12 protein-coding genes and 1 other annotated feature are annotated in these 12,127 nt (G+C 35.0%); of the genes, 5 read left to right on the plus strand and 7 right to left on the minus strand.

The window, feature by feature from the left end; all coding sequences use genetic code 11:
* Nucleotides 1–23: 23 nt before the first annotated feature.
* From ACQKOF_RS18925 to ACQKOF_RS18945, 5 genes are all read right to left on the minus strand, one after another.
* Nucleotides 24–329, minus strand: coding sequence for a monooxygenase (locus tag ACQKOF_RS18925; protein WP_427560337.1), 306 nt, complete (start codon nt 327–329; stop codon nt 24–26).
* An 87-nt stretch (nt 330–416) separates the two neighbouring features.
* Complete coding sequence (locus ACQKOF_RS18930) at nt 417–686, minus strand: hypothetical protein (RefSeq protein WP_427560340.1); 270 nt, start codon at nt 684–686, stop codon at nt 417–419.
* Nucleotides 680–1,369 (minus strand): alpha/beta fold hydrolase, encoded by a 690-nt coding sequence (locus ACQKOF_RS18935; protein WP_427560343.1) that lies wholly within the window; start codon nt 1,367–1,369, stop codon nt 680–682. The genes ACQKOF_RS18930 and ACQKOF_RS18935 overlap by 7 nt, the downstream gene beginning before the upstream one ends.
* A 66-nt stretch (nt 1,370–1,435) precedes the next feature.
* Nucleotides 1,436–1,939 carry a GNAT family N-acetyltransferase gene (locus tag ACQKOF_RS18940; protein ID WP_427560346.1) on the minus strand — a complete coding sequence of 168 codons (504 nt, stop codon included), beginning with the start codon at nt 1,937–1,939 and terminating at the stop codon, nt 1,436–1,438.
* A 282-nt stretch (nt 1,940–2,221) separates the two neighbouring features.
* A complete protein-coding gene (locus ACQKOF_RS18945) occupies nt 2,222–2,419 on the minus strand; it encodes an RNA polymerase sigma factor (protein WP_427560349.1) in 198 nt (65 codons plus the stop codon).
* Nucleotides 2,420–2,775: 356 nt separating this feature from the next.
* Here ACQKOF_RS18945 and ACQKOF_RS18950 point away from each other — a divergent pair, with 356 nt between their 5' ends.
* Complete coding sequence (locus ACQKOF_RS18950; RefSeq protein WP_427560352.1) at nt 2,776–4,440, plus strand: methyl-accepting chemotaxis protein; 1,665 nt, start codon at nt 2,776–2,778, stop codon at nt 4,438–4,440.
* Nucleotides 4,441–4,485: 45 nt separating this feature from the next.
* On the opposite strand, the gene ACQKOF_RS18955 is transcribed toward ACQKOF_RS18950, so the two are convergent.
* Complete coding sequence (locus tag ACQKOF_RS18955; RefSeq protein ID WP_427560354.1) at nt 4,486–6,258, minus strand: oleate hydratase; 1,773 nt, start codon at nt 6,256–6,258, stop codon at nt 4,486–4,488.
* 686 nt (nt 6,259–6,944) lie between these two features.
* Between ACQKOF_RS18955 and ACQKOF_RS18960 the strand changes: the two genes are divergently transcribed.
* The 4 genes from ACQKOF_RS18960 (at nt 6,945) to ACQKOF_RS18975 (ending at nt 10,882) form a co-directional block, all read left to right on the plus strand.
* Nucleotides 6,945–8,000: a FecCD family ABC transporter permease gene (locus ACQKOF_RS18960; RefSeq protein ID WP_427560357.1), complete on the plus strand. Its 1,056-nt coding sequence runs from the start codon at nt 6,945–6,947 to the stop codon at nt 7,998–8,000.
* Nucleotides 7,997–9,013 carry a FecCD family ABC transporter permease gene (locus ACQKOF_RS18965; RefSeq protein WP_427560361.1) on the plus strand — a complete coding sequence of 339 codons (1,017 nt, stop codon included), beginning with the start codon at nt 7,997–7,999 and terminating at the stop codon, nt 9,011–9,013. The genes ACQKOF_RS18960 and ACQKOF_RS18965 overlap by 4 nt, the downstream gene beginning before the upstream one ends.
* A 15-nt stretch (nt 9,014–9,028) precedes the next feature.
* Nucleotides 9,029–9,832, plus strand: coding sequence for an ABC transporter ATP-binding protein (locus ACQKOF_RS18970; RefSeq protein ID WP_427560364.1), 804 nt, complete (start codon nt 9,029–9,031; stop codon nt 9,830–9,832).
* Between the two features lie 108 nt (nt 9,833–9,940).
* On the plus strand, nt 9,941–10,882 hold the full coding sequence (locus ACQKOF_RS18975) for an ABC transporter substrate-binding protein (protein WP_427560367.1): 942 nt from the start codon (nt 9,941–9,943) through the stop codon (nt 10,880–10,882).
* Between the two features lie 248 nt (nt 10,883–11,130).
* On the opposite strand, the gene ACQKOF_RS18980 is transcribed toward ACQKOF_RS18975, so the two are convergent.
* Complete coding sequence (locus tag ACQKOF_RS18980; RefSeq protein WP_427560370.1) at nt 11,131–11,445, minus strand: hypothetical protein; 315 nt, start codon at nt 11,443–11,445, stop codon at nt 11,131–11,133.
* 227 nt (nt 11,446–11,672) lie between these two features.
* Nucleotides 11,673–11,914, minus strand: a binding site (T-box leader).
* Nucleotides 11,915–12,127 lie beyond the last annotated feature (213 nt).

The raw sequence follows: 12,127 nt of genomic DNA on the forward strand, positions 1-12,127 counted from the left end.
TGACCCTAATTAGCTTTAGCTAACTATTTAATTGGAGCATTATTAATTGTTGATAATACTTCATTCACCTCGAAGATTTTCCCACGAATATCGGTAATACCGAAACTTGTTAATCGTTCTGTATGCATAGTTAAATATTTCTCAGCATCTGTTTTGGTTTCAAATAAATATATGCCACCAGCTTCTTTAGTCGCAGCATTCTCAGTCCAAATTTTCCAAATCATACCCGACTCTTCGTTAATACTTTGCGCTAAATCAACGAATGCCTCAGACATTTCTTCACCGAATGGCCCGTTCATTGGAAAATCAACTTGTAATAAATATTTCATGATTAAAACTTCCTTTTTTCTATAACATTAGTAATTTTTATGGTTCATCACCATAACGTGTGGTTACTTTCCGTTTTGGTGATGAGCCTAACGATTTAAACTCTCTATATATTTTTCTGATTCGTCCGCTATTCGCTTAAATTCAATATCATGTATATAGTGTGAGCAATCTAATGTTATTAATGTTGTGCCGTCTTTATGGCTACTGATGAACTCCTTTTGAAATTCATTCCACGCATCCTCATTCCAACCTGTCCCTTGACCGTTTGAAGTGAACAAAAGCATTGGAACATTTGGGATTCCAGCCGCTCCTACCTTTTCAGCATTTGCCTTAATATACTTAACTTCATTCACCATATTTTTAGTTGCTGTTCTACGATAAAAAATCCTTTATACAATTCCTTTTCCTCATCTATCAAAGTCCCATATTTTATGGCATCACTTTCAGAAAGACACGGAATCCATCTAGTAAAACCAATATTTGCAGCAAAGGCACTTAAATGAACTAGAGGCATATTTATAGCATAATCTTTATATGCAGCAGGAACAGCCATATCCAATCCTATAATTGCCTTCACTTCATTCGGGTAGACTTGAGCCCAATACAATGCTTCAATACCAGACATAGAATGAGGGGCTAAAATATATGGTCCTTCAACACCTGATTTTAATAGAGCTTCTTTTGTTTCTTGTAAAATAGTATCAATATCACGGTCAGAATCTGAAATGTCACTAAATCCATAGCCTGCCTTTTCAACGACAATGATTCTATATTTATCACTTAACAATGAATATAATGATTTAAAATCTAAAACAGGCGAGCTTGTGCCTCCTCCAGACATAAATACAAGCGTCTCTTTCCCATTTCCTTCTATGTACACATGCATTTGATGACCATTCACTTCTACCATTTTCCCTGTTGGCGTAAATAATTTATCTTCCTTTGATAATTTTATTTGATGAATAATATAACTTGTCGTAATGATCAACAAAAGTATCGCTGCAATAATTGAAAAAAGTATCATGATTCGTTTAAACACTGTTTTTCAACCACCCCTCTTAGGATTTTTACTATCCATCAAGACTAACAGAAGACGCCTTGGCTTTTAGAGTTCCAAAAGGTAATCAATAAACTGCAACTTTTGCCCATTCATTTTGAACGCATTTTCATCTATATACACTTGTTTAAAGCCATTCTTTTCAAGAATCCTTTGAGAAGCAATATTATTTGTTGTTGTTTTTGCTTTAATCTTTTTTACACTGATTTCTGTTTCCAATAGTAGTTTTAAGGCTCTAGCTCCTATTCCTTTGCCTCCATATTCTTGACCCACTCTATAACCAACTTCTGCAATTTCATTCGTTATATCTATATCTACTAAATTAATTCTTCCAATAATACTGCCTGAGTTATCTCTTATTAAGTAGAATTTTGATTTATTTTCTTGTTGTTCTACTAAAAGCTCTCCATGTCTTATTTTGAACGTTTCAAAATTATAATAATCTTCTCCACGACTAGGTACCATTTGTTCAAAGAATTGTCTATTGTTCTTTTCGAACTGATACAATTCTTCTGCGTCACGTTCTTGTAAGCTATTAATTGATATTTCCAAGCTAACTCATCCCCTCGTTCTGAAAAATATGTAATGTAATCCATATTTTTTAAAAAACAAACTCTTTACGATATCATACCGAAGAGTTTGTTTTTAATCCATTGGAATCCTGAAATGAAGAAATATATACACATTCCTTTCTGGCGCATAACATATATGTATAACGTCTCGAATAATTCGCAGTTCATGCATTGTCGTCACATCCAGTGGTACAGTACGCTGATCCTGCTTCATAAAGCGATAGCAGTTATTTAAAAGAATTCGACAAATCCATGTATTAAATTATTTCGCTTCTTTTAGAGAATCTATTTTTTCAAACGCTGTCAGAATCGTATCTTGTAGAAGGTCTGCAATATCCTCATCTTTCAAACCAAGTCGTTTGGCTGTCCGATAAAGTGTCATTTCGTATTGACGGATTAATTGTATAAACGCTTCTCCATCGCCCTTCTTTGCTTTTTTTACAAGAAACTCGGATTGCATGTCATCACCTCTTTTTTCTCTTACTTACCGTTAGAGCATTTTGATTGATAGTTAGTTGCATTGATTTTTATTTTATTACACTAAAAAAGCACCGACGAAATAAAAGTCGATTGCAACCTACTAATAATTTAAAACAATTAACCTGTTTACTCTCCCGAAATAGGTATTTACGATCTTTTTAAAGTTTTATAAAATTATCGAAAAATTAAAGGACTTTTATACCTCGTTTCGTCACAAACTAAGCAACAAGTCTCTCTATCTATTATTGACATTCCTGCTTCATTCCATAATACTATACTTAAAATTTGAGTTTTTGTAGGCATAAAGTTCCAACAAAACTCAGAGGAGGAAACTATTTGAAAAACAAAAGTATTAAGCGACGATTATTGTTTTTTACATTAAGTTTGCTGTTATTGTCATCTGTCATTAATTCCGTTTTAGGTGTATGGATTGTTGGCAAAAATAGTAAAGAAGTTTTAATTGAAAAAGCCAATGAACAGGTCTATGAAATTGCTAAGCAAGCTGAAACTATATTAAATTCCGAGAATGATCCCATCTCATCTTTACAAGATTTTGTGGAGTCAAAAGCACAACAAGAGAATGTGACTTATGCCATTGTCATAGATACCAATGTAGAAGCAGTTGCGCATAGTGATAAAGGGAAATTAGGAAAAACATATGAGGATGCATACACAATCGATGGGGCTAAGCACGGAAAAAAACAATTTACGAGATGGTATGCTGAAGTTCAAGGTATTTGGACATATGACATCATGGAACCTATTTATAAAGATGGCAAGCTTTATGGAGTAATTGATATTGGGGTGCCTGAAAGCGGTATTCAATCTATTACAAACTCTGTACTAGGTTATCAGATCATTACAGGCATAGTGAGTTTTATCATTATAGGTGCTTTAATGTGGTGGATTATTGGTCGCATTGTTACTGCCATTAAGAATCTTGAAAATATCATTCATCAAACTACTAGCTTAGACTTTACCGAAAATCAAGAATTAGAGAAGCTATTACATCATCAAGATGAAATTGGTCTTATGGCAAAAGGCATCTCTGGCATGCAATCGGCATTAAAGAATGTTACCGTCAATATACATAAAACTAGCTCCGAGCTATCAGATTCCTCAAAGATTCTTATTCAAATAGCCGAAGATACGGTACGTACTACTGATGAAATTAGCTCAGCCATTAATGAAATAGCAAAAGCTACAGAAGAGCAGGCTCATGATACAGAAAAAAGTGCTGAACAATTAAATCAACTATCTGAAAATATTGATCGTGTTATTGAGCATACAGAGAAGATCGCTTCCATGACAGAAGATATTGATCATTTAAGTAATCAAGGTGTAGAAACTGTCAACCAGCTCTCTATTTGGTCAGAGAAGAATCGCGAATCTTCACAACAGGTAAGTAACATCGTTCAAGAAGTAGATAAAACTTCATCTGATATATCAAGTATCGTTAATACAATCACAGATATCGCAACTCAAACTAATTTATTAGCTCTAAACGCTTCCATTGAATCAGCTCGCGTCGGTGAAGCCGGTAAAGGTTTCGCGGTTGTCGCTGATGAAATTCGAAAATTATCGGAACAGACATCCATTGCCACTGAAGATATTAAAAATAAAATCTCAGCAATTCAGGATATTTCTAAAAGTGCTGTGCAGGAAATTAGTATGAGCCTTAGCATTGTCGAACAAAATGCAAAAGCTACAAAGGATACTAGTGAGATCTTTAATACAATAAAGACAGCTCTAGATCAAACGAGTGAAGTGGCACATGAGGTGACACATTTATCTCATGAGATGGATGAACGCAAGGAGCAAATCATTAGTGCAGTTCAAAACATATCTGCTTCTGCCGTAGAAACTTCTGCAGGAACAGAGCAAGTTTCGGCTTCTGCACATGAACAGCTTAAAGGAATCGAGACTGTCTCTGAAAAAGCTAAAGACCTAAATGCTATTGCTGATGCTTTAAGAGACGAAATGGAGAAATTCACTATTTAATGTAAAAAAGCTGATTCGATTAGAATCAGCTTTTTTAGCATAGCTCTATATCAATTTACTTTCTTTCAGTAAATCATAGATGATCGTGTCTTTCGTTTTATGAATACCAAATTTACCTATTTGTTTTAAGATAAATGGAGCATCTACATCTGTTAATTTTTTACCATCAAGTAAACGGGCAGTTGAAGATAATAAAGTACGGATGTCAAAAGTAGATGCAAATACTTCTGGAACGCCTCGATCAATATCTAATAATTGATAAACTGCTTCCATCGCCGTTCTTACTGAATATTCAGTTGTGAATACAGTGTCCCTTTCTGTTTCACTAAAGTTCCCAATGAAGGCTAAGTTAGCAGATCCATTAGGGACAACTAAAGGGCGATCTCCCATTGCTCTAGGCATGAAGTAAGATGTTATATAAGGCATGTAACATGGAATTGTATTACAAGAATTTTGTGCTATATCCGGTATTTCGTCTGCAGGTACACCCATATGGTATAACCACTCTTGTGCGATCTCAATTCCAGAACATTCCGTGATACTCTTTTTAATAAAATCACCTGGTTTATTAGAGAGTAAACCATAAATCCAAACTACTAATTGGTCTTTTGGTTGATTTTTAAAATGCGGTTGTCGATTCAACGTATAGCTTAGCATCCAATTAGAATCTGTAGCAGTTACAATACCACCAGTAACTACCTTGCCAGCATATGGATCTCTTTTACTGATTTTTTCAATATACTGAGCAACTCGATCATCCAGTGTAGTAAGTGTTGCTGAAACAAACCAACTTTCTTCTGGAAGATTATCGCAGAATTTTTCTGGTTTACCAAACTCAGAATCTTGGGAAGCGATGTTTTTCCAAAGTGACCAGCTTCCGCCTAAATCAGTGCTTACAGGGGCTGGCGTATTATTGTCACCATAAGTTGTACTCTCAGTGATACTACCATTTGTAACAAATACTAATTCATTTTCTGTTAGCTCAATATTCTTTTTCACACCATTTTGTTTTAACACTAAAGTATGAGCTACTTTTTTATCGCCAACTTTATCAACTAAAACATTTTCTACAACCGTATTAAATTGGAAATCAACATTATGGCTTTCTAAATATTTAATCATAGGAAGTACTAAAGATTCGTACTGGTTATACTTTGTAAATTTTAATGCAGATAAATCAGGTAGTCCCCCAACATGATGAATGAAACGCATAATATAACGACGCATTTCCATTGCTGAATGCCATTTTTCAAAAGCAAACATCGTAGACCAGTATAGCCAGAAGTTCGATTCAAAGAACTCTTCAGAGAAAACATCTGTGATTTTTACATCATCTAATTTCTCTTCAGGAGTAAAGAATAATTTAATCATTTCTTCAGATGCTTTATCAGATAATGTAAACTTCCCATCGTCCTCAAGTCTTTGACCTCTATTATCCATCAATCTACATTTTGAATAGTTAGGATCCTCTTTATTTAACCAATAAAATTCATCTAAAACAGAAGCGTTTTCTATTTCTAAAGATGGGATTGAACGGAATAAATCCCATAGGCATTCAAAATGATCTTCCATTTCCCGGCCACCACGAATAATAAAACCTCTAGTCGGATTTAGAATACCATCAAGGCTACCTCCTGAAATATCTAGTTCTTCGAGAATATGAATATTTTCACCTTTCATTTGACCATCACGAATTAAAAAACATGCGGCTGAAAGTGAAGCTAGCCCCGAGCCAGCAAGATATGCCGATTTCTCATCAACACCCACTGGTTTTTTAGGACGTGCGAAAGCCTCATAATTACCATTACTGTAATACATAATACCGCCTCCATAAACTATTATTGTGATATAGCATACCATTATTTTGCACGGTAATGGTAAAATGAGAGAAAAATTAACAAATAATTCAATTTTGAAGTTAAACTCTAAATATACTATACCCTATTATTTGACATAACAATTCATTGCATTTTTATAAATTATTCATCAATATCTTTACATTAAAGGGATTATGCAATACCTAAAAATTAAATTGCCCTTGTAGCGAATAACCTTTAAAGTACTTGGATTATTGTACGTTTTCCTTCTCTAAGATTAGCCACAAAGCTGTCAAAGTATACAACCATTTGAGGGTAGGCTTGCATAATTATTATATCAAGAAAATAAAATGGATGATTAACAGTCACATTTTATAAACACATTTTTTGTTTTTATTTTGGTAGCCTTTATTCAAATTTATTATTATATAAATAATTTAACTATCTATCCCCCCCTCTTGAGATCCGCTTAATGTAAGTCTTATAAGCAAATTCAACTATGTAAAAATGAACAATATTAATATATTTATAAAAATAATGTTTGACAATCTTTTAGGATGCTATGTAGAATAGGACAAGTGATTATGAGAATCATTATCAATTAAGGTAACACCTTTATTTTTTTATTTGTAATTGAGAATGAATCTCATTTCATCGAATATATGTTGTTAGTTAGGATGATAATGGATGGAAGCAAGCGCGAGGAGCATAGAACAGCAAGAAACGAATATGAAAAAGATTAAGAGCAGACCGCTTATTGCTTCTATTATTTTAATAGCAGGTACAATTTTATTAGCTTTAAGTATGGGCATGTCTATTTCATTTGGGGCGGCAGATATTAGCTTAAAAACTGTCTGGCAAGCTGTTTTTCAATTCGATGATTCACTTACACATCATAATGTCATTTGGGAGCTTCGTATTCCAAGAGCACTTGGAGGAGTAGTCGCTGGTGCATTTCTAGCGGTATCCGGAGCAATTATGCAAGGTATGACACGAAACCCTCTTGCCTCACCTTCTTTAATGGGTATTACAGATGGTGCGGTATTTGGAATTGCAATTACGTATGCATTTTTCCCTAATTCCCCATACATAATGTTTGTTCTTGCCTCATTCATTGGTGCCGCATTTGGTGCAAGTATTGTATATGGTGTGGGTGCATCCTCACCAGGAGGGCTCACACCTGTGAAGTTAGCGTTAGCTGGTGCAGCGATCAGTGCACTGCTTGGGGCTATATCTTCTAGTATTGCACTTTATTTCAATCTTGCCCAAGAGGTGAGCATGTGGAATGCAGGAGGCGTTTCAGGTGTGAAATGGGTAAGTATTGATATGTTGCTACCGATAGGACTTGTTTGTCTTGTTATAGCAATTATAATGTCGAGATACATTACCATCTTAAGTTTCGGCGAAGAAATTGCGATTGGACTTGGACAAAATACAACCTTAATTAAATTTATTGGAACTGTACTTGTGCTTGTTTTAACGGGGTCAGCCGTATCTATGGCAGGTTCTGTCGGATTCGTTGGACTTATTATCCCACATATGACGCGTTTTCTCGTCGGGTCCGATTATAGATGGGTCATTCCATGTTCAGCAGTATTAGGTGGTTTGTTAATAGAATGTGCAGATATGTTATCTCGTGTTATCAATCCTCCATTTGAAACGCCAATTGGTGCAATTACAGCTTTAATAGGTGTTCCATTCTTCCTTTACTTAGCTCGTAATGAAGGGAGAGGGAAAATATGAGGCAAAGTATCTTAACAAAAAAGAAGATTTCAGTTTTAGCCATTTTACCTTGCCTAATTGTGTCGGTATTCTTAATTAGCTTAAATACAGGAACGTTTAAAATACCACCAATAGATGTATTGAAATCGTTAATTGGGTTAGGGGCCGAAGATCAATCTGTCATTTTATTCGAGTTTCGTATGCCTCGAATGGTTATCGCGATTTTAGTTGGCTCAGCGCTAGCGGTATCAGGGGCTATCATGCAAGGCTTATCTAGAAATCCACTTGCTGACCCTGGAATTATTGGTATAAATGCTGGTGCTGGATTAACAGTTGTTGTTTTCGTCTATTTTTTCTTCGGAAAAGTTGGGACCGGTACGCTAATATCAGTATTCATTCTTCCGTTATTTGCGTTAGTTGGTGCTTTATTAGCAGCGGTTATTATTTATACATTAGCTTGGAAGAACGGTGTTTCATCCACTCGTTTAATTCTTGTCGGTATTGCAGTTGCAGCAGGATTTAGTGCTGTTAGTTTAATCTTCTCAATGAAAATGACTTCAAATGATTTTCGTTTTGCAACTATTTGGTTAGCAGGGAGTTTATGGGGAACCGATTGGAAGTTTGTATTAAGTGTACTACCTTGGATGCTCATATTTCTACCCATTGCATTTTGCAAGGCACATTTATTGAATGTAATGAATTTAGGAGATGTAGCAGCTGTAGGCCTTGGTGTAAATGTAGAGAGGGAAAGACGTAAATTATTATTTATCGCCGTTTGTTTGGCTGGTGCGTCGGTAGCTGTTGCTGGTGGCATTGGATTTATCGGATTAATGGCACCCCACCTGGCAAGACGTCTTGTTGGAGGAAAACATCAAATTATGTTACCTACAGCAGCGTTAATTGGCACTTTTTTATTACTATTTGCAGATTTAATTTCAAGAAGTGTACTAACAACTTCAGAAATACCAGTAGGTCTTGTTATTTCTATTATTGGTGCACCCTATTTCATTTATTTACTTATGAGGACAAAATAAAAGGAGTCTTTTTTGATGGTAACTTTAGCAGTTGATTCGGTATCCGTTGGCTATAATGAAGGATTAATAATAGACGGATTATCAGTGGAGATTCCCGAAGGAAAGATAACAACGATTATTGGACCAAATGGATGTGGGAAATCTACATTGTTAAAAACAGCTTCTCGTATTTTAAAGGCAAAACAAGGGGCCGTTTATCTTGATGGGAAGGCAATTGAAAAACAGACCACAAAAGAAATTGCAAAGAAAATGGCGATTTTACCCCAGACTGCAGAAGTTCCGATGGGTCTTACTGTGTTTGAACTTGTTTCATATGGCCGCTTTCCACACCAAAATGGATTTGGGACACTGAAAGAAGAAGATTATCGCTACATCCATTGGGCACTTGAGGTGACAGGGATGACGGAGTTTGCAAACCGTTCAGCAGAAGCTTTATCAGGTGGCCAACGTCAACGAGTATGGATTGCAATGGCACTTGCTCAAGGGACGGACCTACTTGTATTAGATGAGCCGACAACTTACTTAGATATGGCTCACCAACTAGAAATTTTAAAGCTATTGAAAAAATTAAATCAAGAAGAAGGCCGTACAGTCGTTATGGTCATTCATGATTTAAATCATGCTTCTCGTTTTTCTGATCATATGATTGCTTTAAAGGCTGGTAAACTGATTCATCAAGGAACTCCAGATGAAGTAATGACAAGTGAGACACTTCGGAGTGTATTTGAAATTGAAGCACTAATCGTTTCATGCCCTGTAAACAGTAAGCCGATTTGTTTAACTTACGATTTAACAATGATTAATAATCTAAAAGCATAAAGGAAGGAGCATTCTAATGGGCGTTGAGCTTCTCATTATAGCCTGAGAAGTTGAACACCCATTAGAATGAAATGGGTCGTATACAATTTATCCAGGAGGAAATAAAATATGAAAAAATTTAAACTAACATTACTAGCAATGGTATTAGTTATTACATCTATACTATTTGCAGCTTGTTCTTCTGATAAAAAGGAAGAAGAAAAAACAGACGCTAAAACAGAAGAGCGTACAGTAGAGCATGCTAAGGGGGAAATTAAAATCCCTGCTAATCCAAAGAAAATTGCTGACCTTAGTGGTTCAACAGAAGAATTATTAATCTTTGGAATGAAACCAATCATTACTGCAAATACATCTCAAGAAGAAATTGATCCACATATTGCAGATCAATTAAAAGGTGTAAAACCAGTCGGCTCTGCTTGGGGTGACAAAATTAACATCGAAGCAGTGGCTGCTGCAAAACCAGATTTAATTCTTATAAATGATCGTCAAGAAAAAATCTATGATCAACTATCTAAAATTGCACCGACTGTTATGTTAAAAACTCCATTAGATCAATGGCGTCCAAAGTTTGAGGAATTAGGTAAAATCTTCGATAAAGAAAAAGAAACAGAAGAATGGTTCAAACAGTATGACGAAAAGGCTAGCAAGTTACACGATAAAATCGTTGCTAAAACTGGTGATGCGAAGTTCATGAAAATGGCTGCATATCCAAATGCATTCCGTATATATGGTGACTATGGTTACGGTAGCGTACTCTTTAAAGATTTAAAATTACCAGCAGTTCCAGGTACGCCAATGGATGAACCATTAGTACAAGTACAAAAAGAAGCTTTAATTGACTATAATCCAGATTACCTATTCGTATTTACAACTGGTGATGGTTCTCAGCGCTTAAAAGAATTCCAAGAAGAAACAATTTGGAAAAACATGAATGCTGTTAAGAACAACCACGTATTTATTATTAAAAATGATGCGGTCAATAAAGGCTACTTCCCACTTGGTAAAGAAATGATTTTAGATGAAATTGCTGAATTTGTTTTAGGGAAATAATAAAAGTGAGAAGAGGCTGGGACATAACTAATTAGCTCTTCGCGAAAGCCGAATTACTTTCAAATAAAATAAGCACTATATTTAGAAAACCCGAACAATTGCAAAACACCGTATGAGTATTTTGCAAATTTGTTCGGGTTTTACTTTAGCTAAAATACTTTTGTCCCAGCCTCTTTTTTTAAAACTTGCTTAAGGATCATGATATAGTTGTTTAGTTATCGATTGGCGAATAAATCTACTTAGTTCCCTTATTTTATAAATCGTATAGATCGTTTCTCCCCAATTTGTAAAATCTCATCATTCATTAATATGATGTCAGTGTCTTCCTCTGTAAGTTTTTCCCCATTTAAAGAAACACCATTTTGTTTAAGTAATCTCATAAATTCACTCTTGCTTTTTATATAACCCTGAGCAATTAATGGTGGAATAATATCTAGTACAGATTCTTTTCCTATTTCAATTAACATGGTGGGGATGTTTTCAGGCAATACCTCTCCTTCATAAATGATCTTACCTACCCCCTTTTGAATCATCTCTAATTGTTCATCCAGTTTTAAAAACATACAATACAACTCCTTTAATATTGAATTAATATTGCAAGTTCTATAAGAGTAAAAATCAATTTCGCCTTGGCGTAATTGTAGCTGTCGCTTCGCTTTCGCTACAGATAAATTGCCACAGGACGTGACGTTCTTAAACTGGGTTCCTCTATAAAAGGAATCACATCACGTTCATCTTACCACCCGCTTCTGCTGAATGAAGATAAAAAAAACGCCCTTTAGGAATAAACCTAAAGGACGTGTTATGAACGTGTTACCACCTTAATTTAAGAGCTACTCACATAACTCTTCTCAATAGGTACGGCTAAATGCGATACCTTTGCATTGATTACGGATGCAAACCCGTCGTAGCCTACTAAAGTTCGGTACGCAGCTCCAAGATGAATTCATTTTAACTTTCCTTGCGCCTCTCATCAACCGGCTACTTTCTGTAAGTTCCATTAAAACTACTAGTTCTCTTCAACACTTTTACTCTTATACTCCAAATTGTTAACAACAATTTTTCGTCATGCAAATCTTGATAATTATTATAGCGCTTTTATTTGAATTGTCAATAAATTAAAAAGATGAATTAATTTATTTAATTTAATTTTTTGAAAGCTAATAATTCAACATGACTAATAAATTTACAGATACAATACCATCTGTTTTTGTAGGCAAGCACTTTTTATCATTAGAAAGATGG

This window comes from Lysinibacillus sp. NPDC093190 (genome assembly GCF_050280425.1).
In the GTDB taxonomy this organism is placed as follows: domain Bacteria; phylum Bacillota; class Bacilli; order Bacillales_A; family Planococcaceae; genus Lysinibacillus.